We start from the raw sequence: 25,792 nt of genomic DNA, 5'->3' as shown, positions 1-25,792 counted from the left end.
CAATCCGAACCAAGATACGAACCAAGAGTCGACACAAGATGCTCACATTCCAACAAGTCATCCTCAAACTGCAAGAATACTGGGCCGCCCAGGGTTGCGCGCTGCTGCAACCGTACGACATGGAAGTCGGTGCCGGCACCTCGCATACCGCCACCTTCCTGCGCGCGATCGGTCCCGAGCCGTGGCGCGCCGCCTATGTCCAGCCGTCGCGCCGCCCCAAGGATGGCCGCTATGGCGACAATCCGAACCGGATGCAGCACTATTACCAGTATCAGGTGGTGCTCAAGCCGGCACCGGAAAACATCCTTGACCTGTACCTCGGCTCGCTCGAGGCACTCGGGCTGGACCTCAAGCAAAATGACGTGCGCTTCGTCGAAGACGACTGGGAAAACCCGACACTCGGTGCCTGGGGTCTGGGCTGGGAAGTCTGGCTCAATGGCATGGAAGTGACACAGTTCACGTACTTCCAGCAAGTCGGCGGCCTCGACTGCAAGCCGGTACTGGGCGAAATCACCTACGGTATCGAGCGACTGGCGATGTATCTGCAAGGCGTTGAAAATGTCTATGACCTGGTCTGGACCGAAGCCACCACCAACGGCGTGACGCGCAAGCTGACCTATGGCGATGTCTTCCATCAAAACGAGGTCGAGCAATCCACCTACAATTTTGAATATGCCAATACCGATTTCCTGTTTGCGCAATTCACCAGTTTTGAAGCCGAAGCCAAGCGCCTGATGGAGGTTCCGCTGACCTTGCCGGCCTACGAAATGATCCTCAAGGCAGCCCACAGTTTTAACATGCTCGATGCGCGCGGTGCGATTTCAGTGACCGAGCGGGCGGCTTATATCGGCCGTATCCGCACGCTGTCACGCGCGGTCGCGCATGCCTATCTGGCCTCGCGCGAGCAGCTTGGTTTTCCGATGTGCGACGTTGTCACTGGTACGCCGCTACCAGTCTGAATACTGCCTGAATGCAGCCTGGAATGTGTCCGAACGTTCGCCCCTCTAATTTCGGTCGCCACGTGCTGGCGGCCTGCTTCTGAAATGACTGCCCAATCATGAATCAAACGCTGCTGGTCGAACTGCTTACCGAAGAACTGCCGCCAAAAGCGCTCGCCAAACTCGGCGATGCCTTTGCCAACGGCGTCGTCGCCGGTCTCACTGCGCGCGACTTCCTCGATGCCGGCGCGATCGCCACCACCTTTGCATCACCACGCCGACTCGCCGTCACGATCACGCAAGTGCGTGCGCTCTCGCCCACCAAAACGATGCGCGACAAGGTGTTGCCAGTGTCCGTCGCACTCGACGCCGACGGCAATCCGACTGCGCCGCTGCTGAAAAAACTGGCAGCGATGGCCCTCGCGATTCCGGGCGCAACGCCGACGCTGGCTGATCTCGAACGCGCCGCTGACGGCAAGGCCGAGAGTTTTTTCTACAACTACAGCGCAGCCGGTGCGTCCTTGCACGGCGTGCTTCAAAACGTCCTTGAAGACGCCATTACCAAGTTGCCGATCCCGAAGCTGATGAGCTACCAGCGTCCTGACGGCAGCACGGTCCAGTTCGTACGTCCGGTCCACAAGCTCATTGCGCTGTTCGGTAATGAAGTGGTGCCCGTGTCGCTGCTGGGCCTGAAGGCTGGACAAATCACTCTGGGGCATCGCTTCCTGTCCGAAGGCGAACTGCGCATCAGCGATGCCGACAGTTATGCCAGCACGCTTCAATTGCAAGGCAAAGTCATCGCCAGTCCGAGTGCGCGCAAGGAACATATCCGCGCCGCCTTGCTCGCTGCTGCCGGTGCCGATCAGGTACTGATGCCGGAAGCGCTGCTTGATGAAGTGTCGGCACTGGTCGAATGGCCGGTGGTCTATGCCTGTCATTTTGAAGAAGAGTTTCTGGCCGTACCGCAGGAATGCCTGATCCTGACGATGCAGACTAACCAGAAATATTTTGCGCTAACCGATGACCACGGCAAGCTGCGCTCGCGTTTTCTGATCGTCTCCAATATCGCTACCGACGATCCGCAACACATCATCGGCGGCAACGAGCGCGTGGTCCGTCCACGTCTGTCGGATGCCAAGTTTTTCTTCGAGCAGGACAAGAAAAAAACCCTGGCCGACCGCTTGCCCGGACTGGCCAGCATCGTTTATCACAACAAGCTCGGCACGCAGGCGCAGCGCACCGCGCGCGTGACTGCGCTGGCCGGCCAGCTCGCGCTGGCCAGCGGCACCGACGTGGCGCTGGCCGAACGCGCCGCACTGCTGGCCAAGACCGACCTGATCACCGATATGGTCGGCGAGTTCCCCGAACTGCAAGGCATCATGGGCACGTATTACGCGCACCATGACGGCGAACCGGCCGAAGTAGCACAAGCGATTTCCGAACACTACCAGCCGCGCTTTGCCGGCGACGCGCTGCCAGCCAGCACCACCGGCACCGCCGTGGCGCTGGCCGACAAGCTCGAAACCCTGATCGGCATCTGGGGCATTGGCCTGCAGCCAACCGGCGACAAGGACCCGTTCGCCTTGCGCCGCCATGCGCTGGGTGTCTTGCGCATGCTGATCGAAAAGCGTCTGCCGCTGTCGCTTTCGACGGTACTGGGCGACACCATCGCCCTGTTCGCAGACAACCCTGCATTCACGGCACCCGGCCCGGAATTGCTGGCTTTCCTGGTTGACCGCCTGCGCGGTCTGCTGCGCGAACGCGGCTTCACGCCCAACGAAATCGAGGCCGTGCTCGCGCAGCAACCGGACGTCCTCGACAACATCATCGACCGCCTCGATGCCGTCCACGCCTTTGCCGCGCTGCCCGAAGCCGAGTCGCTGGCTGCGGCCAACAAGCGCATTACCAACATCCTGAAAAAGACCGACGGCACGCCCGGTCCGGTGCACACCGGCCTGCTGCGTGAAGCCGCCGAGGAAGCGCTGTACGGTGCGATGATGCGGTTGCAACCGCAGGTCGATGCAGCGTTCGCCAAAGGCGATTTCAGCGGCACCTTGCTGTCACTGGCGCAGTTGAGCCAAAGCGTGGATGCCTTCTTCAAGGACGTGATGGTGATGGCCGAAGACGAACAGCTCCGGGCGAACCGGATCGCCCTGCTGTCACAGCTGCACGCGATGATGAACCGGGTAGCCGACATTTCAAAGCTGGCCACATGAGCGATCGCACGCCACCGGTCAAACTGATCATCCTCGACCGCGATGGGGTGATCAACCAGGATTCGGACGCCTTCATCAAATCAGCCGCCGAGTGGAGTCCACTTCCGGGTTCGATGGAAGCCATCGCGCGCCTCAATCAGGCCGATTACCGTGTCGTGGTTGCCACCAACCAGTCCGGACTGGCACGCGGGTTGTTCACCATGCCAACACTCAACGCCATCAATCAAAAAATGCACGCCGCAGCACAACTCGTCGGTGCCGAAATCGATGCCGTCTTCTTTTGCCCGCATGCCGCCGACGACAATTGCGACTGCCGCAAACCCAAACCGGGCCTGCTCCATGAAATTGCACAGCGATATGGCGTCAATCTGAAGGGCGTACCGACGATCGGCGATTCATTGCGGGATCTGCAGGCCGGTTTCGTGGTTGGCTGCGTGCCCTATCTGGTGCGCACTGGCAAGGGCTTGAACACCGAAGCCAAGGGCGGTTTGCCGCCTGGCACCCTCGTCTTTGACAATCTGTCCGCAGCGGTCGACCACTTGCTGATGCCGGCCTGACCCACCCTTTATTTTTTCCGGAGTTCTGATGTCGCGTTTCATTTTGCTGTTGCGGTCCCTGGTGTTTCTTGTCGTGCAGGTTGTCGTCACGGTTCCGTGGGCCTGCATCTGTTTTATCTGCTTGCCGCTGCCGTACCGTGCGCGCTACTTCATTACGTCGCGCTGGAATGTGTTCGTGGTCTGGCTGGCCAAGGTCGTCTGCGGCATCCGCTACGAAGTCCGTGGCCGCGCCAACTTGCCGGAGTCGCCGGTGATCCTGCTTTGCAAACACCAGTCGGCCTGGGAAACCATTTTCCTGCTGGCTGACATGCCCCGTCCGTTGATCTTCGTGCTCAAGAAAGAACTGCTGTACGTGCCGTTCTTCGGCTGGGCGCTGGCGCTGCTGCGCATGATCCCGATCGACCGCAGCAACGGCCGCGATGCCTTTGCGCAAGTCGTGGTGCAGGGCCGGCAACGCCTGGCCGACGGACAATGGGTCATCATGTTCCCCGAAGGTACCCGTACCGAAGTCGGTAGCCAGGGCAAATACAAGGGTGGCGGTTCGCGCCTGGCGATCGAAACCGGCACCGTAGTCGTACCGATTGCCGTCAACTCGGGCCAGTGCTGGCCAAAAAATTCCTTCATCAAGAAACCTGGCCTGATCACGGTCTCGATCGGGGCACCGATCTCCCCCGAGGGCAAGACCCCGGCTGAACTGATGCAGGCCGTTGAAAACTGGATCGAGTCCGAAATGCGCGTGATTTCGCCAACGATCTATGCCACGCCTTTTATCAAAAAATAAGCTATTCCACTGAGCGAACCCTCTGACAGTGCGCCTCCAACCCACGCCAGCGGCCCTGCCTGAGCCGCAACTGAACCTGTTCGCGGCAGAGCTGACGCCCATCGCCGACACCGCGACGGCAGTACCGAAGCGTCGCCTGCATGTCGGCAACCACATCCTCGAATTCAGCCTCAAGCGCTCGAATCGCCGCAGCATCGGCTTCATCATTGATGACGACGGTTTGCGCGTGACGGCTCCGCGCTGGGTGAGCGTTGGCGAAATCGACAGTGCGATACGCGAGAAGCAACACTGGATATTGACCAAGCTGGCCGAACGGCGCGAGCGCGCTGCACGCACGCGGCCAGCAGCGATGCAATGGATCGATGGCGCGACGCTGTCCTATCTTGGCAGCCCGCTGACACTGCGACTGCGCGCACTGCAAGACAAGGTGATTCACGTCGACACCAGCACCACCGAGCTGATCCTCTGCCTTCCCGCCGACAGCACCGAACAGCAACGCAAAGATCGCGTTCAAGCCTGGCTGCAAGTCGAAGCGCGCCGGGTATTCGGCGAGCGCCTGCCACTGTATGCAGCGCGGCTCGGTGTCAGCTATCGCTCCTACACGTTGTCCTCGGCAACCCGGCAATGGGGCTCGTGCACGGCCGACGGACGTATCCGGTTAAACTGGCGGCTGATCCATTTTTCGCTGCCGCTGATTGACTACGTGGTCGCGCATGAGCTGTCACACTTGCGCGAGATGAACCACGGACCGCAGTTCTGGGCCACCGTGCAATCGATCTTCCCCGAGTTTGAAGCGGCGCGCAAAATGCTGCGTCAGCAGGCACCGGCGACCTTGCCTCCCTGCTGATTTCTTTGTTGCCCGCATCATCGATGCAGGCAACTCCTCAGTCCCACCCTTTTCCCGGAGAGTTACATGCGATTACTACACACCATGCTGCGCGTTGGAAACCTGCAGCGTTCGATCGATTTTTACACCACCGTGCTGGGCATGACACTGCAACGCACCAGCGACAACCCGTCGCAAAAATATACGCTGGCTTTTGTCGGCTACGGCACCAACCCGGACCACGCCGAACTGGAACTGACCTGGAACTACGACACCGATAGCTACGAGATGGGCAATGCCTACGGCCATATCGCGATCGGCATCCCGGATGTGGCGCAGGCTTGCATCAGCATCCGCGCAGCCGGAGGCAAAGTGGTCCGCGATGCGGGACCGGTCAAGGGCGGTACGACGATCATCGCTTTCGTTGAAGATCCGGACGGCTACAAAATCGAACTGATTCAACGCGCAGAGTAATCGCTCAGGCCGACTGCCATCGGCAAGCGAGACCGGCAGTCGACCGCCATAAAGAACTTATCCACAACAGAAACAAATTCACCAAATTCCTCTTGACTTGCTTCCGAGCAAGATAGACTATTACTGCAGGGCAAACTTGTTGAAAAGCAAGGACGCAAAGCCTCCGGCCTACGGTCTTCACGGATCACGGTAGCGGGGTTGCCAGCAAGACTATTCCAGCAGGAGCTGGCTGTCTTGTTGACCGCGTAAGCCCTTTGTTCAACTCATCGATATAACAAAGGGGTACTACCATGACATCACCGATAACTAGTAAAAAACCAGCTTACACAGCCATCGTTGCCACCATCGCCATCGCATTCGGCGGACTTGGCATCTACGCCGCAACACGTTTCAACGACACCACGCAAGAACAAAACGCCGCGCCTGTTGCACTGGCACCGGCCCAAAGCACCGTCACCTCTGCATCCAGCCCATGGGCAGCCAATCCGATGTTGATGGCCCATGCCGAGCTGGTGACAGCCAGCAATAGCCAATCCAGCATCACCAATGATTCGCCCGGCATGATGACTGTTGCCATGAAAGAGGTCACGCCCGAAGTTCCGGCTGAGTCCGGCCTGACACCAGCGATGATGGCGCGCATGGAACTGTCCGGTAATTTTGTGCCGGTCAGCGCTGAGGGTTCTACCGAGAATGCGCCCTTTGGCCGCATCCAGCTCGATGCCATGTCGTCGGGTCAAAATGCGATCACGCAACTCGGGGGCAGCCTTGACGCCGTCGCCAAATGGTACGGCATGAGCAGCGCCGCATTCCGTCAACTGCTGTTGTCCGACAAGAGCGTGCACGTCGATACCAAAGGTCGCGTCCTCCACATCGATGAAGAAACTGTCATCCCTGGCGCTGCCAATGGCACCACGATGGCAACCGCTGCCGTGACTGCATCGGTCGCGACTGCCGGTGGTGCCAGCCCGTTCCCGTTTGACCAGACTTTCAAGCTGCATACCAAACCAGATTCGACCCGCGTGCTCTACCTGAACTTTACCGGCCAGGGCAGCAATCCCGCCTTTGATCTCGACAAGGCACCAGCGACCTTCAGCGACGCCGAACGTCTGGTGATCCAGAAAGTGTTGTTACGGGTAGCAGAAGCCTATGCCGCATTTGATGTCGATATCACGACAGAAGCGCCAGCCGTCCCCGCCGGCAAGATCGGTGCAACCATCCTGATCACGCCGCAAAGCAGTTCGGCAGGTGGCTACGCCTATTTGAACTCGTTCAGCAAGTTCGCTGCCGGTGCAGCGCCGGCATTCTGCTTTCCGAACAATCTGGCCAATGCCGAAAAGTACATTTCCGATTGCGTCTCGCATGAACTCGGCCACACACTGGGGCTGAATCACCAGGGTCAGCTACCATCGTCAGCCTACTACGCTGGACAGGGCACCGGCGAGACAGGTTGGGCACCCATCATGGGAGTCGGCTACTACAAGAATCTGCCGCAATGGTCGAAGGGCGAGTACGCCAATGCCAACAACAAGGAAGATGCTTACGCCGTCATGCTCGCACGCGGCCTGAGCCCACGCGCCGATGACCATGGCGATACGATTCCATTCGCTGATGCACTCGTTGCCAGCAACGCCAATGGACTCAGCAACCTGAGCGGTCTGGGTCGCATTGAAAAGCCTGACGATGTCGACATGTTCAGTTTTGTTGCCGGTGCCGGTCCGGTGAATCTGAAAGTCGGTGGTGCCATCTTGGGCAGCACGCTCGACATCTCGCTGAAACTGCTTGATGTCAACGGCAAGGTCCTGGCGACCAGTAGCCCGACGGCTACCACGCTGTCCAAAACGATCAGTGCATCGATACCGACAGGCGGCGTCTATTACCTGAGCGTCAGCGGTGCAGGACGCGGCGACGCGAAGACCACCGGCTATACCAACTACGGCAATCTTGGCGAGTACAACATCAGCGGCACTAGCGCCTTGTCCACCTTGCCGGCCCTCGCTCCAGCGATCCGTACCTCGGCCGTCTCGGGTAAGGCTCCCTTGGCCATCAAGTTCGACGCCATCACCGTCGTGACCTCAGCCACCGGCGACTTCACATCGCACCAATGGAATTTTGGTGATGCCACCCCGGTGGTTGCCGGCACCAGTTCCTCGCACACCTTCACCAAGGCAGGTACTTATGATGTCGTCTTGAAAAGTGTCAACAAGGCTGGCGTAACGTTCGTCAAGGGCGTGAAGATCACCATCTCCTGATTCATTTCAGCAGGAACAACAAAGCCGGCAAGGGCTTCCGAAAGGAAGCGCTTGCCGGTTTTTTTTGCGACGGCGAATTACTCGCCGACCGGCAACCGGTTGGCCAATCCGACGTACTGCTCCAGCGATATCGTCTCGGGCCGCAAGGTCGGATCGACGCCGGCATCGATCAGCTGATTTTCAGTGAACATGCCGGCCAGGCAATTGCGCAGTACCTTGCGGCGCATCGAAAACGCCTTGAGCACCACGGCCTCCAGCGATTGCTGATTGCATGGCAGCGGTGTTTCGAGAGGAATCATGCGCACGATGGCCGACTCGACGCGTGGCGGCGGATCAAAGGCCGTCGGCGGCACGATGAAACGCAGCGACATCGCGTAGCGCCATTGCAGCATCACCGACAGCCGACCATAGCTCTTGCCACCGGGTGGCGCGACCATGCGTTCAACCACTTCCTTTTGCAGCATGAAATGCTGATCCTGCACCAGCGCGGTAAAACTGGCGAGGTGGAACAGCAGCGGACTGGAAATGTTGTAAGGCAGGTTGCCCACCACACGCAGCTTCTGTCCGGCCGGCACCGGCAAGGTGCCGAAGTCGAACTGCAATGCGTCGCCGGAATGGATCAGCAATTTTTTCGGATCGAAGGTTTTTTGCAGGCGCACGACCAGATCACGATCGAGTTCGACCACGTGCAGCTGATCGAGGTCATCGAGCAGCAATCGCGTCATCGCACCCAGGCCGGGACCGATTTCGACCATGGTATCGGCGCGGGCCGGGGCGATGGTCTGGATGATGTCTTGCAGGACTTGCTTGTCGGTCAGGAAATTCTGGCCGAAGCGTTTGCGGGCGACGTGCTTCATGGAGCGACCGCCGCCATCTGCACTGCGGTACGGATCGCCTCGACCATGCTGCCATGGTCGGCATGTCCGACGCCCAGTGCCGCGAGATCGAGCGCGGTGCCGTGATCGACCGAGGTGCGAATAATTGGCAAGCCCAGCGTGATATTGATGCCATGTCCAAAACTGGCGTACTTGAGCACCGGCAAGCCCTGATCGTGATACATCGCCAGCACGCAATCGGCGTCTTTCAGATACTTGGGCTGGAACAGCGTATCGGCCGGATACGGACCCGCCACACTGATGCCGCGCGCGCGCGCTGCCTGCAGCGCAGGAATGATGATGTCGATTTCTTCGTGTCCGAGATAGCCGCCCTCGCCCGCATGCGGATTGAGTCCCGCCACCAGAATGCGCGGCGTGGCCAGTCCGAAACGGCGCTGCAACTCTTGCTGCAGGATGTCGAGCGTGCGGCCAAGACTGTCGAACGTGATCGCCGCCGGTACGTCCTTGAGCGCGAGATGAATCGTCGCCAGTGCCACCCGCAACGGATGCGCGCCGCTGGCCGCGAGCATCATCACGACATGCGGGGTACCGGTTTTTTCAGCGAGGTATTCGGTGTGACCGGTGAACGGCACGCCGGAATCATTGATCGTGCTTTTTTGCAGAGGAGCAGTGACCATCGCGGCAAACCAGCCGGCACGGGTACCTTCAATGGCCATGTCGAGCATTTGCAGCACACTGCGGCCATTGCGCGGATCGAGCTGACCGGGCACCACATGAGCGGCCAGCGGGCTGTCGAGCACCACCAGTCGCTGCGGCGGAAAAGTCGGCAATCCGCCATTGCGTACGGCCTGCACCGAGGTAGCCGCCAGCGCAATGGCCGGATCGATCTGATCGGCCAGAATGGCCAGGAACGCGGCGTCGCCGATGAGCACGCAATTGACATCGTTACGCAGCTCCCAGGCGGCGCGCAAGGCGATTTCCGGACCGATCCCGGCTGGTTCGCCACAGGTAATGGCGACGGTCGGTCGCACAGTGGTCATGCTGGCAGTCGCCATTATTGGCTATCCAGCCGGTATTCGACATAAGCGCGATCGCGTAACTGACGAACCCAATCCTGCGTGGCTTCTTCGAGTTTGCGCTCACGCAATGCCTGACGTGCGGCGAGGCGCTGGCGCTCTTGCGACACATCCTGACTCTTGCGTTCGATCACTTCGATCAGGTGATAGCCGAATGGTGTTTCGACAGGCGCACTGACTTCGCCCGGCTTGAGCAGGTTCATCGCACGTTCAAATTCAGGCACGGTATCGCCCGGATAAATCCAGCCAAGGTCGCCGCCTTTCGAGGCGGACAGGTCATTCGAATACAGCTTGGCGAGTTCATCGAAAGTCGCGGCCTTGTTATCGAGACGCTGTTTCAGGTCGGTCAGTTTGCGCAGCGCTTCGGACGCCGTCACGATGGTGTTGACCTTGATCAGGATATGCCGCGCATGGGTTTGCTCGACTGCGGCGGCGGCAACTGCCGCCGTGCTGTTCTCGGCGGTACGGCTGCGCTTGCCGACGACTTTCAGGATATGGAAACCACTGGCGCTCTTGATCACGTCGGACAGTTCGCCCTCGTTGAGCTTGGCGACGGCATCGACGAAGATTTGTGGCAAACGGTCGGCCGTCCGCCAGCCCAGCTCGCCACCCTTGAGCGCATCAACCGAGTCCGAATACGACGCCGCCAGCTTGTTGAAATCCGCACCACCACGCAATTGGCGGGCAACGTCGTCAGCCCGCGCACGGCGTGCAGCGATCTGTTCGGCAGTCGCGTTTTCGGGAATGCGCACCAGGATCTGTGCGATGTTGTACTCGGGCTGAATCTGCGGCGCGCTCTTCGCGGCTTCGAGGTAGTTGTCCACTTCGGATTCGGTGATCTGGAGCTTGTTGTCGACTTCGCGTTCACGAATCCGCTGCATCGCGATTTCTTCGCGAATCTCTTCACGGAAGCGTGAGAAAGACATGCCTTCGCGTTCCAGCTGGTTGCGGAAATCCTGCATCGATAATTGATTCTGCTCGGCCAGTCGCGCCATGGCGCGGTCCAGCATCACATCATCAATCTTGATGCCACTGTCAGCCGCCAGTTGTAATTGGGCGCGATCGACGATCATGCGCTCGAGGATCTGCTTTTCGAGTAATGCGCGTTGCGGCAACTGCGTGCCCTGCTGCTTCATGCGCGATTCGACCATGACAACCCGGTTGTTAAGTTCCAGGCGCGTGATGACATCGCTATTGACGACGGCGACGATCGAATCGATGGGCTGCGGTTCTTTGCTGCGCGGTGCCGTGGTAGCGGGCGCAACTTGATTGGACGGTGTGAACTGCGCGCTCGCCGGTTGCATCGCGCCGAAGGCGAGACTGATCAGCACGGCAGCAATTTTCAGATACTGAACTGGGGAGTTGACTTGTCGCATGGTGTGATCTGGAGTCCTGGAAAAATTCGTAATCATTGACGGTTATAAGGTTGATTGACGTTCTGGTAACCCGGTACGCTGCTGCGCAGCGCTTGCAGCGGGTTCGACCCCAGTTTGGACAATCCGTTTAATTCAAGCTGGAAAAATAATGCCGACGTGGCTTGCAAGGTCGCTGTCGGAATGCGCTGCGCAACGACGCGAAACACCCAGCAGTCGGCTTTGTACTCGACCCCGAGCAAGCCTTCGGCAACCTTGCTGGTGGTCAGCGAATAATTGATCCGGCCAACACCATACCAGCGACTGGCAAATGGCCACTGCGTCGACACCTCGAATGATTTTTCCAGATTATTCGGCAAGTCCTGCCGGTACGCCAGATTCAGTACCTTCATTGGACCCGGCTGATATTTGATGCCTGCGTTGGCACGGTTGAGCACACCCTGGCTCTGGCTGTATTGCAGGTTGGTTTCCGCCGAAAACGATTGGCTGACGCGACCATTGGCCGACAGCAGCAAGTCGGACCGGCTTTGATTGGGCAAGGTCCCGAGTGCAACGCGCTGATCAGCAAAATAGTAGCGCTGGCCCAGCGCGATGCGCGCCCGCTCCGCACCCGTCTCTTCCAGAAAGCGCGTGGTCACTGCTGCGGTGACCTGGTTGGCGTCACCAATGCGGTCATTACCGACGAAACGGTTTTCGCTGAACAACTGGGTAAAACTCAGGTCGGCCAGTCCACTGTCGAAATTGGGCAGCATCGACTGGTCGCGGTAAGGCGTGTAGACATAGAACAGGCGCGGCTCCAGCGTCTGGGTCATGCCGTGGCCAAAGAAATTGGACTCGCGTTCAAATACCATGCCGCTGTCGATTGAGGCGGTCGGAATAGTCCGCTGCAACGAGGTATCAGTACCTGGCGCGACACCGGCACCGCCATCGGCAAGCTGATAGCGCGTCGCATGGAACGACAGTTTTGGTGTAATGAAAAAGCCTGGCTCGATAATCGGATACGACACTTTCGGACTGACGAAAAGGCGGTCACCCTGCTGCAGCGTCGGATGCGCGAAGCGCGTCAGGTCCGAATCCAGTGCCAGATCGAAACCGCCGATATCCGGACGCGCCGAACTGAAAGTAATCTGTGGCAAGCGGTCATACGGCTGCGCGATCGGTGCCAGCGGATCCTGCAAGACCTGGTATTTACTGGCACGTGCCGTCAGGCTCCAGTACGGTTGGCCGTAACTCAGGCTCAGGTCGCGCAACAGCAAACGTTGCTGGGCAGTGGTCAGGGTGCGCGAAAAATCACTTGGATAGGCATCATCGGATGCCGCGTTGATATTCCAGTTCAGCGTCAGTCCGGGAAGCAGCGATTGCGTATGGATGGATGACACGGACCAGCGGTCGGTCCCGGTCAGTTTGTCCTTGAGCAAACCTTCGAGCTTGGTTTCGCCCGAATACGACGGATCAAGATACCGCGCCACCGCACCAAGCTGCAAACCGCGCTGCGCAATGACGTTCGGATAAACGGTCAGGTCGCGGTTCGGTGCAATGTTGAAGTAATACGGCACCATGACTTCGAGACCGCCGCGGTTGGTCGCGCCGATGGTAGGCGGCAGCACGCCCGACTTGCGCGCACCCGATAGCGGGAACGACATGGCCGGCGCGCCGAGGATGGGCACACCCTTGAAATACACGACACTGTTCCGGGCCAGGCCGATGTCGCGCGCGGTGTCGAGGTTCAGTGTGCCCGACCGCAAATACCAATCCGGGTTCGGTCCTTCGCACGTGCTGTACGTGCCATCGACCACCGTGGCTTCGGTTTCGGATTCAAAGTCGATCCGCTTGCCCGCACCCTGACCCTTGGTGCGCTCAAGGCGATAGGTCGGATTGGTGACATAACCGATACCGCCATCCATGTTGAGCTTGAGCTCGTCGCCGGTATAGATGTCCTCGACGCGCTTCATGCGGACATTGCCGATGGCTTCGACTTCATCTTCGACGACATGGTACTGGGCCTTGTCGGAGTTGATCGTCGTCACGCCGCGCACGATCTCGACCTTGTTGGCCAGATCGAGTTCGCGATCAGGTCGACCGGTCATGCTCTCTGCGCTGATCTCGGCCGGTGCTTCACGGTCACTCTGCTTCACAGGCTTGGACGCGCTTTGGGCCAGCACGTAACTGGGCAGTGCGGCAGCCGCGACCACAGCGGTCAGGGTGCGAAGCAGACGCTGCGTCGGGGACAGGACAGGGAACCGGATCATGAAATGGGGGGAGTGACCACCGTGGCAGGCGATTTTTTAAATTGAATCACTTATTATAGGGGAACTCATTCCCTCCCGACCGGAAACCCGGACTGTCTCCTGCCTTTACTTATGCCAACTGATCTTCGTTTGACCAATTTAAAACTCTGGCTTGCCAGCCTGCCTGCCGACATCCGCCTTGACAGCTTGCGCCCCGCGTCAGCCGACGCCAGCTTCCGTCGTTACTTCCGGGTCGACCTCGGCGAGAATGGCAACAGCGGCAGCAGCGCGATCGTGATGGATGCGCCACCACCGCAGGAAGATGTCCAGCCTTTCATCGCCGTCGCCCAACTGTTCGGTGCCACCGGCGTATCGGTGCCGACCGTGCTGGCGCAGGATGTCGCGCAAGGATTTTTGCTACTCAGCGACCTCGGCGCGACCACCTATCTGGAGCAGCTCAACGCCGACACGGCACCCGCGCTGTACCTCGATGCGATCGACGCACTGGTCCACATCCAGATGCACAGCCAGCCCGGTGTGCTGCCCGACTATGACCGCGCGCTGCTGCAGCGCGAGCTGATGCTGTTCCCTGACTGGTATGTCGCCAAACACCTCGGCGTCACGCTCAGCGAAGCCCAGCACAAGTCACTCAATGGCGTCTTCGATGCGCTGCTGGCCAACAACCTGGCGCAACCGCAGGTGTATGTGCATCGCGATTACCATGCACGCAATTTAATGGTGCTACCGGTCGGCAATCCCGGCATCCTCGATTTCCAGGATGCGGTGTACGGCCCGATCACCTACGACCTGGTGTCGCTGCTGCGCGATGCATACATCGAATGGGATGAAGAGCAAGTACTGGACTGGGCTATCCGCTACTGGGAACGGGCCAAGCGCGCCGGCCTGCCGGTGAACCCCGACATTGACGCGTTCTACCGTGACTTTGAATTCATGGGCTTGCAGCGTCATCTCAAAGTGCTCGGCATCTTCGCGCGTCTGTATCACCGCGATGGCAAGGACGCCTATCTGAAAGACTTGCCGCTCGTAATGCGCTACACCCGCAAGGTCGCCGGTCGTTACAAGGTGCTGGCACCATTGATCGTGCTGCTCGATGAACTCGAGGACAAGGCACCGTCGGTCGGCTACACCTTCTGATCTTCATCTCTTACTGAAAGCCTGCTGCATGAAAGCCATGATCCTCGCCGCCGGGCGCGGCGAGCGGATGCGTCCGCTCACCGACACCTGCCCCAAACCACTGCTCAAAGTCCGCGGCCGCGCACTCATTGTCTGGCACATCCTGAACCTGGTGCGTGCCGGCATCACCGAAATCGTCATCAACCACGCCCATCTCGGCCAGCAACTGGTCGACACGCTCGGCGACGGCAGTCAGTTCGGCGCGACCCTGCAATATTCGGCGGAAGCCACCGCACTCGACACCGCCGGTGGCATTGCGCAGGCGCTGCCGCTGCTGGGCGATGCGCCGTTCGTGGTCGTCAATGGCGATATCTATTGCCCGCATTTCGATTTCGAGCAGGTCAAGTCGGCGCTGGTCGATGCCGACATGTGGGGCAATCCGTATCCGGCTGACCAGCGCGATATCGGCTGGATCTACCTGGTAAAAAATCCGCCGCACGTGCCCGACGGCGACTTCGGCCTGACCACTTTCGCCGTCAACAACGATGGCACACCACGGTATACATTCTCGGGTATCGGCGTCTACCGGCCGGAATTATTCGCTACACTTATTCCCGGACACTCCGCCAAGCTAGCACCACTGCTACGCGATTTTGCTGCCCGGGGACAAATCGGCGGAGAGGTGTATCGTGGCGACTGGACAGACGTCGGTACGCCCGAGCGTCTGGCCCAATTGAACCGTCCCCTCACTGAAAGCAAACAACCATGAGTTCCTACGCCGCCCGTCGCGCCAGCCTGATCGCACAAATGCAGGCACGCGGAGGCGGCGTAGCCATCCTCCCGACCGCGCCGGAAGTGCACCGCAACAGCGATGCCGAATATCCGTACCGGCATGACAGCACCTTTTACTACCTGTCCGGTTTCGTCGAACCGGAAGCCGTCATCGTGCTGGTCGCGGGCAAGAAGAATCAATCCATCCTGTTCTGTCGCGAGAAAAACAGCGAGCGTGAAATCTGGGAAGGTTTTCGGCATGGCCCTGACAATGCCCGTGAAGCATTCGGTTTCGACGCCGCCTTCCCGATCGACGCGCTCGATGCCATCTTGCCGAAACTGCTGGCCGACCAGCCAGCGCTGTTTTACGCGCTGGGCAGCAACAGCGCACTCGATGCGCAGGTCCAGGGCTGGCTGAAAAAAGTCCGGACCCAGTCGCGTGCCGGCATCACCGCACCGTCGTCAGCCCATGATGTCAGCGGTCTGCTCAATGAAATGCGGCTGATCAAGGACGACTCCGAACTGGCCATCATGCGCCGTGCCGCGACGATCTCCGCCGAAGCCCATGCACGGGCAATGCGCATGGCCAAACCCGGTCTGCACGAGTACCAGATCGACGCCGAACTGCTGCACGAATTCCGCCGTCACGGCTCCGACTTCCCGGCCTACACCTCGATCGTTGCCACCGGCGCGAATGCCTGCGTGCTGCATTACCGCGCGGGTGCCACGGTCCTGCAAGACGGCGATCTGGTGCTCATCGATGCCGGTTGCGAACTTGATAGCTATGCCTCCGATATCACGCGCACTTTTCCCGCCAACGGCCGCTTCACGCCAGCGCAAACCACGCTGTACGAACTGGTGCTGGCGGCCCAGCATGCCGCCATTGCCGCCATCCGGCCGGGCCAGCGTTTCATGGATGGCCATGACGCTGCTGTGCGCATCCTCTCGCAAGGCATGCTCGATACCGGCCTGCTCGATGCCAACAAGGTCGGCACGCTCGACGACGTCATCACCAATGGCGACTACCGCCATTTCTACATGCACCGTACCGGCCACTGGCTGGGCATGGATGTGCATGATGTCGGCGAATACCGCGAAGTCAATGACACCACCAGCGAGGGCGGCGACAAGCCATGGCGCATCCTGCATCCCGGCATGACGCTGACGGTCGAACCGGGTATCTACGTGCGGCCAGCCCCCGGCATTCCCGAGCAATACTGGAACATCGGCATCCGCATCGAAGACGATGTTGCCGTCACCGCCGATGGCGCGGAGGTCATGAGCAGCGCCGCACCCAAAACCATCGCCGACATCGAAGCCATGATGCGCAACACCTGATGCAGACCGACGTCGATATCGCCATTTGCGGCGCCGGTCCGGTCGGGCTGGTGCTGGCAGGTTTGCTGGTGCAGCGCGGCGTGGCACCGGCGCGTATCGCCCTGATTGATGCGAAGACAGCGGCACAATCAGCCGCTGATCCGCGCTCGATCGCGCTGTCGTATGGCAGCCGGCAAATTCTCGAACAGGTCGGTGCGTGGCCGGTACCGGCACAAGCCATCTCCCAGATTCACGTCTCGCGGCGCGGCCATTTTGGTCGCACGCTGATGGATCGTGCCGACTACGACTTGCCGGCGCTGGGCTATGTCACGCGCTACGGTGCGCTGGTGACGGCCCTGTCGGCGGCTGCGACGCAAGCCGGCATTGTCGTGCGCCGGCCGATGCAGGTCAGCGCCACCGATGAACTAACCGACCACGTGACGCTGAGCTTCGATGACGGCAGCAGCTTGCGTAGCGACGTACTGATACAGGCAGAAGGCGGCGTGTTTGCGCAGCAACCGGCCCGCACGCTGCATCGCGACTACCGCCAAAGCGCCATCGTCACGCATGTGACGACCAGCGTGCCGCTGATGCAGCGGGCCTTCGAGCGCTTCACCTCGGAAGGCCCGCTGGCGCTGTTGCCGCAGGACGATGGCTACGCAGTCGTCTGGTGTGCCCACAGCGACACCGCCGAGCGTCTGATGACGCTGACCGACAGCGCGTTCCTGATCGAACTCGCAGCGTTATTCGGTGGACGGGTCGGCCGCTTCCTCGATTGCAAGCAGCGCTTCATGTACCCGCTCGGTCTGAACGCGCATGTCGCGCCTACCGCCCGCACGGTCGCCATCGGCAATGCCGCGCAGACGCTGCATCCGGTCGCCGGACAGGGCTTGAACCTCGGCTTGCGCGACGCGATGGTGCTGGCGCGCTTGCTGGCCAGCGACGTCAGTCCCGCCGCACTGACCGCGTTCCACGCGCAGCGCAGCCAGGATCGCGGCATGACCATTCGCGTCACGGATGCGATGGCGCGCGTGTTCGCCAGTGCACCGGAAGGCACGCTGTCGCAAGGCTTGCTGGGCTTGTCGCTGGGGTTGATGGATGCGGTGGCACCGGCACGCAAGATGCTGGCGCAGCAGATGATGTACGGACAGAGGTAACGTACCAAAAGCATTCGGCCTGACTGAGGCAGGCCGAACCGGACAATGCTGTGCTGCTCGCGTGCGGGCACGCTGGCCCACACGCCGGTTTTATTCGACGGCCTTGACCATCTCTTCAATGACCTTCTTCGCATCGCCGAACACCATCATCGTCTTGTCCATGTAGAACAGTTCGTTGTCCAGCCCGGCATATCCAGAGGCCATCGAACGCTTGTTGACGATGACGGTCTTGGCCTTGTAGACCTCCAGAATCGGCATGCCGGCAATCGATGATTTCGGATCTTTCGCGGCCGGGTTGACCACGTCGTTCGCACCCAGCACCAGCACCACGTCGGCTTGCGCGAATTCGCCGTTGATGTCGTCCATCTCGAAGACCTGGTCGTAGGGCACTTCGGCTTCGGCCAGCAGCACGTTCATGTGTCCCGGCATGCGCCCGGCCACCGGATGGATTGCGTATTTGACGCTCACACCCTTCGCGGTCAGCTTGGCGGTCAGCTCTTTCAATGCGTGCTGGGCACGCGCCACGGCCAGGCCGTAACCCGGCACGATGATGACGGTTTCAGCGTTGCTCATCAGGAAAGCCGCGTCGTCAGCCGAACCGGATTTGACCGGCCGTGCCGCTTGCGAACCGACTGCTGCGGCGACCGCAGGATCACCACCGAAGCCGCCGAGGATGACGTTGAAGAACGAGCGGTTCATCGCCTTGCACATGATGTACGACAGGATCGCACCACTCGAACCGACCAGCGAACCGGCAATGATCAACATCGAGTTATTCAGCGAAAAGCCGATCCCGGCCGCCGCCCAGCCTGAATAACTGTTGAGCATCGACACCACCACCGGCATATCCGCGCCACCGATCGGGATGATGATCAGCACACCCAGCACAAAGGCGATGATGGCCATCAGCACGAAGGCAATCCACGCCGGTTCGGTACCCGGTGCAAAGCAGAAAATCAGGCCGAAACCAACCATCAGAATCGCCAGCGCCAGATTCAGAAAATGCTGCCCCGGAAAACTGACCGGCTGGCCCTGGAACAGGCGAAACTTGTATTTGCCCGACAGCTTGCCGAACGCAATGACCGAACCGGAGAACGTGATCGCACCGACAAAGGTGCCGATGAACAGTTCCAGACGGTTACCGAACGGGATCGCCATCTCGTGTGCGGCGATGTTGAAGGCCCACGGCTCCGACACGGCCGCCACGGCGATACAGACCGCAGCCAGACCGATCAGCGAATGCATTGCCGCGACCAGTTCCGGCATCTTCGTCATTTCGACAGTGCGTGCCAGATAGGCACCGATGCCGCCACCGACAACCACGCCAAAGATCACCAGACCATAGCCCAGCGGTGCGCCCATCGCTTCCGATTTCAGTTTGATGATCAGCGCAATCGTGGTGACGATGGCCAGCGCCATGCCGCCCATGCCGAAGGCATTGCCGCGCCGTGCGGTCGAGGGATGCGACAAGCCTTTGAGAGCCTGAATGAAGCAGACCGACGCGATCAGATACAACAGGGTAACGAGGTTCATGCTCATGGCTTGCTTCCTTCAACCGGGGCTTTGGCGACCTTCGGTTCTTTTTTCTTGAACATTTCGAGCATGCGTTGCGTCACCAGAAATCCGCCGAAGACATTGACCGCAGCCAGTGCCACGGCGAGCGTGCCCATGACCTGGCCGAGACGGCCTTCGGTGAGACCGGCAGCGAGCATCGCGCCGACGATGATGATGGCCGAGATCGCATTCGTGACCGCCATCAGCGGCGTATGCAACGCGGGAGTAACCGTCCAGACCACGTGGTAGCCGACGTAAATCGCCAGTACGAAAATGATCAGGTTGATGATGGTGTGGCTGACTTCCATGATGTCCTCGATTATTTATTTGGATTATTTGCGCTGCTTATTTGCGTAGCTTATTTGCGCTGCTTATTTGCGAAGCACCTCGCCGCCCGAACACAGCAGCGTGGCGGCGACGATTTCGTCCTCGCGATTGATCACCAGTGCGGCATCGGCATCGACGATGAGCTTGAGAAAATCGAGCACGTTACGCGCATACAGCGCCGACGCGTCGGCCGCCAGCAGCATCGCCAGGTTTGGTTCGCCGATGATATGCACGCCATGTTTGATGACGGTCTTGCCGAGTTCGGACAGCGGGCAATTGCCGCCCTGCTCGACGGCCATGTCGACGATGACCGAGCCGGGCTTCATCACCTTGACGGTGTCTTCGCTGATCAGGACCGGTGCCTTGCGGCCCGGGATCAGCGCGGTCGTGATGATGATGTCGGCCAGCTGGGCACGCTCGTGGACCAGTTCGGCTTGCCGACGCATCCAGTCGGCTGGCATCGCGCGGGCATAACCGCCGGTGCCGACGGCGATTTCTTTTTCTTCGTCGGTGAGGTAGGGCACGTCAAGAAATTTACCGCCGAGCGACTCGACCTGTTCCTTGACCGATGGCCGCACATCCGAGGCTTCGATGACGGCACCCAGACGCTTGGCGGTGGCAATGGCTTGCAGCCCGGCCACGCCGACACCCATGATCAGTACCCGTGCCGCCTTGACGGTACCGGCTGCCGTCATCAGCATCGGCATGAAGCGCTGATAGGTATTCGCCGCCAGCAGCACCGACTTGTAGCCGGCGATGTTGGCTTGCGAGGACAGCACGTCCATCGATTGCGCGCGCGTGATGCGCGGCACGGCTTCGAGCGCGAAGGCGGACAACCCTTGCGCGGCCATCGCGGCGGTATTGTCGGCATCGAACGGGTTGAGCATGCCGATGACGACGGTGCCGGAAGTCATCAGCGGCAGTTCGTCGGCACTCGGTGCACGCACCTTGAGCACCATCGCTGCACCGAACGCGTCTGCGGCGCTACCGATGGTTGCTCCGGCGGCCACATAGGATTCATCGGTGACGCTGGCACTGACGCCCGCACCGGCTTGTACGACGACAGTATGTTTGGCAGCGATCAGTTTCCTGACCGTCTCGGGCGTAGCGGCAACGCGGGTTTCACCGTACCGCGTTTCAGCGGGTATGCCGATTTTCATGGGATGTTCCTTGTTGTTGGTTGTTGTTGGCGGCGTGCGGATGAAAAAAAGGTGACTGATTTTGCCGTTTTTTTTTCGATTCACCAAATGCTTGCTAAAAAAATTTGCGCAAGATTAAAGCGCGTTAACTTGGGGCACAGTAACAGAACACGCACCTTTACCAATAGTGGCAACCGAAACGCCACCATAACGCTGAAATGGCACGGTAAAATGGCCGCTCTTTCAGGGGAACTTATGTCCGATCAATGGAAACCATCTGTCACCGTTGCTGCGATCATCGAGCGCAATGGCCTGTTCCTGATGGTCGAGGAAGAGACCAGCGATGGCATCCGCTTCAATCAGCCGGCCGGCCATCTTGATCCGCGCGAATCGCTCGAACAAGCCGTGATCCGCGAAACCCTGGAAGAAACTGCCCATGACTTTATCCCGACCGCACTGGTCGGTTTTTACATGGCGCGCTATTTGTCGGTGCGCAGCGGCATCGACGTGACCTATTTGCGCTTCACCTTTTGCGGCAACGCCGGTGCCGTGCACGACCAGCCGCTGGACCACGGCATCATCCGTACGCTCTGGATGTCTTATGACGAACTGGTCGCCACGCGGGCGACGCATCGCAGCGATATTGTCCTGCTGTGTGTCGATGATTATCTGGCTGGCAAGCGCATCCCCCTGTCGATGCTGTACAGTGCTCCCTCGATTTTCTGAAGACAAACGGGTAGTGCGCAATGAGCAAAAAGAAAGTGGTGATCGGATTATCGGGTGGCGTTGACTCGTCGGTATCGGCAGCATTGCTGAAAGAACAGGGCTACGAAGTGATCGGCCTGTTCATGAAAAACTGGGAAGACGACGACGACGCCGAGTACTGTTCGACCCGGCAGGACTGGATCGATGCCGTCAGCGTGGCCGACGTGCTGGGCATCGACATCGAGGCAGTCAATTTTTCAGCTGAATACAAGGACCGCGTCTTCGCCGAATTCCTGCGTGAATATCAGGCCGGCCGCACGCCGAACCCGGATGTGCTGTGCAATGCCGAAATCAAGTTCAAGGCCTTTCTCGACCATGCGATGCACCTTGGCGCGGACTTGATCGCCACCGGCCACTATGCCCGCGTGCGCGAATCGACTGTCGCACCAGGAAGCTTCGAACTCTTGAAGGCCATCGATCACACCAAGGACCAGAGTTACTTCCTGCATCGGCTCAATCAGGCCCAGCTCTCGAAGACCCTGTTCCCGCTCGGTGAAATCCGCAAGACCGAGGTACGCAAGATGGCCGAACAACTTGGCTTGCCAAACGCTGCCAAGAAAGACTCGACCGGCATCTGCTTCATCGGTGAACGGCCCTTCCGCGAATTTTTGAATCGCTACCTGTCGTATCAGCCTGGCCCGATGAAAACGCCGGAAGGCGACATCGTCGGCGAACACGTCGGCCTGAGTTTTTATACGCTGGGCCAGCGCAAAGGCATCGGCATCGGCGGCATCAAGGCGCATCAACATGCCGACGGCAGCAGTGACGCCTGGTATGTCGCACGCAAGGATATGGAAGGCAACACGCTGTATGTAGTGCAGGGTCATGACCATCCCTGGCTCTTGTCGGCCAGCCTCGATGCCGAACAGCTGAGCTGGATCGCCGGGATGCCGCCGGTTGGTGGTCAACTATCGGCCAAGACGCGGTATCGCCAGGCTGACGTGTCATGCGATTTCCGGATGGTCGATCCACAACGGATGCAGCTGGCATTCGATGCCAGTCAGTGGGCGGTGACGCCAGGGCAATCGGCCGTGCTGTATCGGGATGATGTGTGTCTGGGTGGCGGGATTATTGCGAACTCGCTGGTGTTGTAGCGCTGCCTGGGTTGGTGTGCGGCAGTACGGGAGAGGTGGCAAGTCTTCGCCGTGCCGGACACGGTGATGGAACTCATCCATTCACGCTTGCCACTGATCAGTGTTCAATCCCTAACAACGCAACTTTTTTTCGAGGAGCAACACCATGAGCGGCCCACAAAGTGTATTAAGCAAAAACGATTCATTCTCAAATGCGTTATCGTCTCCAAGTTCACAACCCGGAAAAACCGGCGGCACAAATTCTGGTCCAGAATCCGTCCTAAGCCACGACAACACTATAGGTGGAGATGGACAAGACGCTAAGCCCCCTGTAAGTACAGTTGGAAGTTTAGTCTCACATGTTGCAAGTACTGCGAGTGCAATAGGCGGCGCGATGGAGTGGACTGCGCAGCAACTATCAGACCCCGCCGTAGCAGCAATGGCGGCTTCCTACCAAAACGCACAGGCTCAGCTACTCCAACAGTCTGTCAACCAACCTTCAAACTCTCAGGCGACGCTCGACGTATCGAACATGGATATTTTTAAGGGGATGGAAAATATTAACGAAGGAGCCTAAAAGTAATACAGAAACCCGCTTCCAAAAACTAGGCCCCTGGCAAGCAACGAACCATCTTGGCTCACCTGCAAACCCTCGCAACGTGGAACCAGTTTTATTGTGGCAGCGTATCCTTGAACGAAGCACGCTCGCCAACTTTGTCCGCGAGCCGGGCCAGATTCGGATAGTCGGTGCGCCAGTCGATGTCGGGGAAACGAAAAGTCAGCCAGCCCAGCGTGCAGCACACGGCGACATCAGCCAGCGTGTATTGGTTGCCGGTACAAAAGGCAGTTTCAGCCAGCCCGGTTGACATCGCCTTGATACCGGCGTTGATTTTCAGGGTCTGGCGATCAATCCAGGGTTGACTTTGCAGCGCCTCCAGGCGCTGTGTTTTTTCCAGCCGGACCAGCACTGCCGCGTCGCAGACGCCATCGGCCAGCGCTTCCCAGCATTTGACGCCGGCCCGATCGCGGCCGGGCGGCGGCAACAATTTGCCCACCGGCGTGAGCGTATCAAGGTACTCGACAATCACGCGTGAATCGAACATCGCCGTACCATCTTCCATGATCAGGCACGGCACCTTGCCTAACGGATTCGATGCAAGGATGGTGCTGTCAGCAGACCAGACGTCCTCCAGCACAAAATCGTAGTCCAGCTTTTTTTCGGCCATCACGACACGAACTTTTCGCACGTAGGGGCTGGCCAGGGATCCGATGAGTTTCATAGACGCTTAGAAGGTGGATTTTGCCGGATTATAGCACCGGCAGACCGCTGTTCCGGCCGCTCTTTGTGGTCGTTGCGGTACGTATAACAGGTTGACAAAACCGGATTTTCCACTGGCTGCGGATGGTAGAATCCGCCCTTCCCTTTTTCGTCCACCGAGCCTTCATCATGCCCTTGACTTCCCTATCCGCCCTGTCCCCACTCGATGGCCGTTATGCCGCCAAGACCGATGCCTTGCGCCCTATCCTGTCCGAAACCGGGTTCATGCATCACCGTGTGAAAGTCGAGATTTCATGGCTGCAGGCGCTGGCGCAAGCGGGCTTCAGCGAAATCACACCGTTCTCGCCAACGGCCAGTGCCTTGCTCGACAAGCTCGCCAGTGATTTCAGCGAAGCGGATGCCGCCCGCATCAAGGCCATCGAAGCGGTGACCAATCATGATGTGAAGGCCGTCGAATACTGGCTCAAGGAACAGGTCAAGGATGTCCCGGAACTGGTCACGGCGTCCGAGTTCATCCACTTTGCCTGTACCTCCGAAGATATCAACAACACCTCGCACGGCATGATGCTCAAAGCCGCCCGCAATGACGTCGTGTTGCCGGCGCTGCAGGCAGTGATCGCCAGGCTGACCACGCTCGCACACGACAATGCCGCGCTGCCGATGCTCTCGCGCACCCACGGCCAGCCGGCCAGCCCGACCACGCTCGGCAAGGAAATCGCCAACGTCGTGGCCCGTCTGCGCCGTGCCGAACAGCGCATCGCTGCCGTCGAAATTCTCGGCAAGATGAATGGCGCTGTCGGCAATTACAACGCGCACCTGTCGGCCTATCCGGACTTCGACTGGGAGAGCTTTTCACGCGAGGTCATTGAACAGCGTCTTGGCCTGACCTATAACCCGTACACAATCCAGATCGAACCGCACGATTACATGGCCGAATTGTTCGATGCGATCACCCGCACCAACACCATCCTGCTCGACCTGAACCGCGACCTGTGGGGTTACATCTCGGTCGGCTATTTCAAGCAGCGCCTGAAAGCCGGCGAGATTGGTTCGTCAACGATGCCGCACAAGGTCAACCCGATCGACTTTGAAAACTCCGAAGGCAACCTCGGTCTGGCCAATGCGATGTTGAAGCACATGTCGGACAAATTGCCGATCTCGCGCTTCCAGCGCGACCTGACCGACTCGACCGTGCTGCGTAATATCGGCGTCGCCTTCGGCTACACCATCCTCGCCTACGACAGCTGCCTGCGTGGCCTCAACAAGCTCGAAGTCAATCCGGCTCGCCTGGCCGAAGACCTGGACGCGACATGGGAAGTGCTGGCCGAACCGGTGCAAACCGTGATGCGCCGCTACGCAGTCGAAAACGCCTACGAGCAGTTGAAGGAACTGACGCGCGGCAAAGGTATTTCGAAAGACGCATTGCGCGACTTCATCGTCGGCCTGGCAATTCCACAGGATGCCAAGGACTTGCTGCTGGCGATGACGCCATCGAATTACATCGGTATTGCGGAGAAGCTGGCGCGGGCGATCTGACGGGCGGGAGGTCGCCCGGACGTCGTGGCGTCGATGACGTCGATGACGTCGGCTGGTGCAATGCCCTTCGGTTATTGCACCCTACGATTGAGCGGTAGTAGTAGTAGGGGTTGATGTTGATGTTGATGTTGATGTTGATGTTGATGTTGATGTTGATGTTGATGTTGATGTTGATGTTGATGTTGA

Annotated in this window: 23 protein-coding genes and 1 riboswitch; of the genes, 15 read left to right on the top strand and 8 right to left on the bottom strand. The window is 59.4% G+C overall.

Features of this window, described 5'->3' with window-relative positions; translation table 11 throughout:
- Positions 1 to 38: 38 nt before the first annotated feature.
- The 7 genes from glyQ (at position 39) to QN370_RS11375 (ending at position 8,041) form a co-directional block, all read left to right on the top strand.
- Positions 39 to 959, top strand: a complete 921-nt coding sequence (gene glyQ / locus QN370_RS11405) for a glycine--tRNA ligase subunit alpha (protein ID WP_322126484.1) — start codon at positions 39 to 41, stop codon at positions 957 to 959.
- A gap of 98 nt (positions 960 to 1,057) precedes the next feature.
- Entirely contained in the window at positions 1,058 to 3,154 is a 2,097-nt protein-coding gene (glyS, locus tag QN370_RS11400) for a glycine--tRNA ligase subunit beta (RefSeq protein WP_322126483.1), read from the top strand.
- On the top strand, positions 3,151 to 3,711 hold the full coding sequence (gene gmhB, locus QN370_RS11395) for a D-glycero-beta-D-manno-heptose 1,7-bisphosphate 7-phosphatase (protein WP_322126482.1): 561 nt from the start codon (positions 3,151 to 3,153) through the stop codon (positions 3,709 to 3,711). Before glyS ends, gmhB begins: the two co-directional genes overlap by 4 nt.
- A gap of 28 nt (positions 3,712 to 3,739) precedes the next feature.
- A complete protein-coding gene (locus QN370_RS11390; RefSeq protein WP_322126481.1) occupies positions 3,740 to 4,492 on the top strand; it encodes a lysophospholipid acyltransferase family protein in 753 nt (250 codons plus the stop codon).
- Positions 4,493 to 4,514: 22 nt separating this feature from the next.
- Complete coding sequence (locus tag QN370_RS11385) at positions 4,515 to 5,339, top strand: M48 family metallopeptidase (protein ID WP_416172132.1); 825 nt, start codon at positions 4,515 to 4,517, stop codon at positions 5,337 to 5,339.
- 66 nt (positions 5,340 to 5,405) lie between these two features.
- Entirely contained in the window at positions 5,406 to 5,792 is a 387-nt protein-coding gene (gene gloA, locus QN370_RS11380; RefSeq protein WP_322126479.1) for a lactoylglutathione lyase, read from the top strand.
- A 119-nt stretch (positions 5,793 to 5,911) separates the two neighbouring features.
- Positions 5,912 to 5,998, top strand: a riboswitch (cyclic di-GMP riboswitch).
- 84 nt (positions 5,999 to 6,082) lie between these two features.
- Entirely contained in the window at positions 6,083 to 8,041 is a 1,959-nt protein-coding gene (locus QN370_RS11375) for a PKD domain-containing protein (RefSeq protein ID WP_322126478.1), read from the top strand.
- A 77-nt stretch (positions 8,042 to 8,118) separates the two neighbouring features.
- Here the strand turns inward: QN370_RS11375 and rsmA are convergent, their stop codons facing one another.
- Genes rsmA through QN370_RS11355 form a run of 4 tightly spaced genes read right to left on the bottom strand, consistent with a single transcriptional unit; the run spans position 8,119 to position 13,575 of the window.
- Positions 8,119 to 8,898, bottom strand: a complete 780-nt coding sequence (gene rsmA, locus QN370_RS11370; protein WP_322126477.1) for a 16S rRNA (adenine(1518)-N(6)/adenine(1519)-N(6))-dimethyltransferase RsmA — start codon at positions 8,896 to 8,898, stop codon at positions 8,119 to 8,121.
- Positions 8,895 to 9,917, bottom strand: a complete 1,023-nt coding sequence (gene pdxA / locus QN370_RS11365) for a 4-hydroxythreonine-4-phosphate dehydrogenase PdxA (protein ID WP_323581724.1) — start codon at positions 9,915 to 9,917, stop codon at positions 8,895 to 8,897. Before pdxA ends, rsmA begins: the two co-directional genes overlap by 4 nt.
- A 14-nt stretch (positions 9,918 to 9,931) precedes the next feature.
- Positions 9,932 to 11,329, bottom strand: coding sequence for a peptidylprolyl isomerase (locus QN370_RS11360; RefSeq protein ID WP_322126475.1), 1,398 nt, complete (start codon positions 11,327 to 11,329; stop codon positions 9,932 to 9,934).
- 32 nt (positions 11,330 to 11,361) lie between these two features.
- Positions 11,362 to 13,575, bottom strand: coding sequence for an LPS-assembly protein LptD (locus tag QN370_RS11355; RefSeq protein WP_322126474.1), 2,214 nt, complete (start codon positions 13,573 to 13,575; stop codon positions 11,362 to 11,364).
- Between the two features lie 111 nt (positions 13,576 to 13,686).
- On the opposite strand from QN370_RS11355, the gene QN370_RS11350 reads away from it, so the two are divergent.
- The 4 genes from QN370_RS11350 to QN370_RS11335 are packed head-to-tail and all read left to right on the top strand — an operon-like array spanning position 13,687 to position 17,933.
- Positions 13,687 to 14,709 carry an aminoglycoside phosphotransferase family protein gene (locus QN370_RS11350; protein WP_322126473.1) on the top strand — a complete coding sequence of 341 codons (1,023 nt, stop codon included), beginning with the start codon at positions 13,687 to 13,689 and terminating at the stop codon, positions 14,707 to 14,709.
- A gap of 28 nt (positions 14,710 to 14,737) precedes the next feature.
- The gene (murU, locus tag QN370_RS11345) at positions 14,738 to 15,457 is read left to right on the top strand and encodes an N-acetylmuramate alpha-1-phosphate uridylyltransferase MurU (protein ID WP_322126472.1); all 720 of its coding nucleotides are present in this window, start codon (positions 14,738 to 14,740) and stop codon (positions 15,455 to 15,457) included.
- Entirely contained in the window at positions 15,454 to 16,797 is a 1,344-nt protein-coding gene (locus QN370_RS11340) for an aminopeptidase P N-terminal domain-containing protein (protein ID WP_322126471.1), read from the top strand. Before murU ends, QN370_RS11340 begins: the two co-directional genes overlap by 4 nt.
- A complete protein-coding gene (locus tag QN370_RS11335; protein ID WP_322126470.1) occupies positions 16,797 to 17,933 on the top strand; it encodes an FAD-dependent monooxygenase in 1,137 nt (378 codons plus the stop codon). Before QN370_RS11340 ends, QN370_RS11335 begins: the two co-directional genes overlap by 1 nt.
- Before the next feature lie 90 nt (positions 17,934 to 18,023).
- On the opposite strand, the gene QN370_RS11330 is transcribed toward QN370_RS11335, so the two are convergent.
- The 3 genes from QN370_RS11330 to QN370_RS11320 form a co-directional block, all read right to left on the bottom strand.
- On the bottom strand, positions 18,024 to 19,472 hold the full coding sequence (locus QN370_RS11330; RefSeq protein ID WP_322126469.1) for an NAD(P)(+) transhydrogenase (Re/Si-specific) subunit beta: 1,449 nt from the start codon (positions 19,470 to 19,472) through the stop codon (positions 18,024 to 18,026).
- On the bottom strand, positions 19,469 to 19,795 hold the full coding sequence (locus QN370_RS11325) for an NAD(P) transhydrogenase subunit alpha (RefSeq protein ID WP_322124516.1): 327 nt from the start codon (positions 19,793 to 19,795) through the stop codon (positions 19,469 to 19,471). The genes QN370_RS11330 and QN370_RS11325 overlap by 4 nt, the downstream gene beginning before the upstream one ends.
- Positions 19,796 to 19,858: 63 nt before the next feature.
- Positions 19,859 to 20,974 carry a Re/Si-specific NAD(P)(+) transhydrogenase subunit alpha gene (locus tag QN370_RS11320; protein WP_322126468.1) on the bottom strand — a complete coding sequence of 372 codons (1,116 nt, stop codon included), beginning with the start codon at positions 20,972 to 20,974 and terminating at the stop codon, positions 19,859 to 19,861.
- A 234-nt stretch (positions 20,975 to 21,208) separates the two neighbouring features.
- Between QN370_RS11320 and QN370_RS11315 the strand changes: the two genes are divergently transcribed.
- The 3 genes from QN370_RS11315 to QN370_RS11305 all read left to right on the top strand — a co-directional run bounded on the left by QN370_RS11315 (position 21,209) and on the right by QN370_RS11305 (position 23,368).
- Entirely contained in the window at positions 21,209 to 21,679 is a 471-nt protein-coding gene (locus tag QN370_RS11315; RefSeq protein ID WP_322126467.1) for an NUDIX hydrolase, read from the top strand.
- Between the two features lie 20 nt (positions 21,680 to 21,699).
- On the top strand, positions 21,700 to 22,812 hold the full coding sequence (mnmA, locus tag QN370_RS11310; protein WP_322126466.1) for a tRNA 2-thiouridine(34) synthase MnmA: 1,113 nt from the start codon (positions 21,700 to 21,702) through the stop codon (positions 22,810 to 22,812).
- 145 nt (positions 22,813 to 22,957) lie between these two features.
- Positions 22,958 to 23,368, top strand: coding sequence for a hypothetical protein (locus QN370_RS11305; RefSeq protein WP_322126465.1), 411 nt, complete (start codon positions 22,958 to 22,960; stop codon positions 23,366 to 23,368).
- A 94-nt stretch (positions 23,369 to 23,462) separates the two neighbouring features.
- Here the strand turns inward: QN370_RS11305 and QN370_RS11300 are convergent, their stop codons facing one another.
- Positions 23,463 to 24,071 carry a glutathione S-transferase family protein gene (locus QN370_RS11300; protein WP_322126464.1) on the bottom strand — a complete coding sequence of 203 codons (609 nt, stop codon included), beginning with the start codon at positions 24,069 to 24,071 and terminating at the stop codon, positions 23,463 to 23,465.
- Between the two features lie 167 nt (positions 24,072 to 24,238).
- Here QN370_RS11300 and purB point away from each other — a divergent pair, with 167 nt between their 5' ends.
- Positions 24,239 to 25,606, top strand: a complete 1,368-nt coding sequence (gene purB / locus QN370_RS11295) for an adenylosuccinate lyase (protein ID WP_322126463.1) — start codon at positions 24,239 to 24,241, stop codon at positions 25,604 to 25,606.
- The last annotated feature ends 186 nt before the right edge of the window (positions 25,607 to 25,792 follow it).

Source organism: Actimicrobium sp. CCI2.3, assembly GCF_035019065.1.
Taxonomy (GTDB): domain Bacteria; phylum Pseudomonadota; class Gammaproteobacteria; order Burkholderiales; family Burkholderiaceae_D; genus Actimicrobium.
The sequence above is the reverse complement of the archived record's forward strand: the minus strand, read 5'-3'. Positions and strand labels throughout refer to the sequence as shown.

What these genes read in the sequence shown, in the direction of transcription:
- glyQ (WP_322126484.1), top strand. Translation starts at nt 39, where the DNA reads ATGCTCACATTCCAACAAGTCATCCTCAAACTGCAAGAATACTGGGCC.
- glyS (WP_322126483.1), top strand. Translation starts at nt 1,058, where the DNA reads ATGAATCAAACGCTGCTGGTCGAACTGCTTACCGAAGAACTGCCGCCA.
- gmhB (WP_322126482.1), top strand. Translation starts at nt 3,151, where the DNA reads ATGAGCGATCGCACGCCACCGGTCAAACTGATCATCCTCGACCGCGAT.
- QN370_RS11390 (WP_322126481.1), top strand. Translation starts at nt 3,740, where the DNA reads ATGTCGCGTTTCATTTTGCTGTTGCGGTCCCTGGTGTTTCTTGTCGTG.
- gloA (WP_322126479.1), top strand. Translation starts at nt 5,406, where the DNA reads ATGCGATTACTACACACCATGCTGCGCGTTGGAAACCTGCAGCGTTCG.
- QN370_RS11375 (WP_322126478.1), top strand. Translation starts at nt 6,083, where the DNA reads ATGACATCACCGATAACTAGTAAAAAACCAGCTTACACAGCCATCGTT.
- rsmA (WP_322126477.1), bottom strand. Translation starts at nt 8,898, where the DNA reads ATGAAGCACGTCGCCCGCAAACGCTTCGGCCAGAATTTCCTGACCGAC.
- pdxA (WP_323581724.1), bottom strand. Translation starts at nt 9,917, where the DNA reads ATGACCACTGTGCGACCGACCGTCGCCATTACCTGTGGCGAACCAGCC.
- QN370_RS11360 (WP_322126475.1), bottom strand. Translation starts at nt 11,329, where the DNA reads ATGCGACAAGTCAACTCCCCAGTTCAGTATCTGAAAATTGCTGCCGTG.
- QN370_RS11355 (WP_322126474.1), bottom strand. Translation starts at nt 13,575, where the DNA reads ATGATCCGGTTCCCTGTCCTGTCCCCGACGCAGCGTCTGCTTCGCACC.
- QN370_RS11350 (WP_322126473.1), top strand. Translation starts at nt 13,687, where the DNA reads ATGCCAACTGATCTTCGTTTGACCAATTTAAAACTCTGGCTTGCCAGC.
- murU (WP_322126472.1), top strand. Translation starts at nt 14,738, where the DNA reads ATGAAAGCCATGATCCTCGCCGCCGGGCGCGGCGAGCGGATGCGTCCG.
- QN370_RS11340 (WP_322126471.1), top strand. Translation starts at nt 15,454, where the DNA reads ATGAGTTCCTACGCCGCCCGTCGCGCCAGCCTGATCGCACAAATGCAG.
- QN370_RS11335 (WP_322126470.1), top strand. Translation starts at nt 16,797, where the DNA reads ATGCAGACCGACGTCGATATCGCCATTTGCGGCGCCGGTCCGGTCGGG.
- QN370_RS11330 (WP_322126469.1), bottom strand. Translation starts at nt 19,472, where the DNA reads ATGAGCATGAACCTCGTTACCCTGTTGTATCTGATCGCGTCGGTCTGC.
- QN370_RS11325 (WP_322124516.1), bottom strand. Translation starts at nt 19,795, where the DNA reads ATGGAAGTCAGCCACACCATCATCAACCTGATCATTTTCGTACTGGCG.
- QN370_RS11320 (WP_322126468.1), bottom strand. Translation starts at nt 20,974, where the DNA reads ATGAAAATCGGCATACCCGCTGAAACGCGGTACGGTGAAACCCGCGTT.
- QN370_RS11315 (WP_322126467.1), top strand. Translation starts at nt 21,209, where the DNA reads ATGTCCGATCAATGGAAACCATCTGTCACCGTTGCTGCGATCATCGAG.
- mnmA (WP_322126466.1), top strand. Translation starts at nt 21,700, where the DNA reads ATGAGCAAAAAGAAAGTGGTGATCGGATTATCGGGTGGCGTTGACTCG.
- QN370_RS11305 (WP_322126465.1), top strand. Translation starts at nt 22,958, where the DNA reads ATGAGCGGCCCACAAAGTGTATTAAGCAAAAACGATTCATTCTCAAAT.
- QN370_RS11300 (WP_322126464.1), bottom strand. Translation starts at nt 24,071, where the DNA reads ATGAAACTCATCGGATCCCTGGCCAGCCCCTACGTGCGAAAAGTTCGT.
- purB (WP_322126463.1), top strand. Translation starts at nt 24,239, where the DNA reads ATGCCCTTGACTTCCCTATCCGCCCTGTCCCCACTCGATGGCCGTTAT.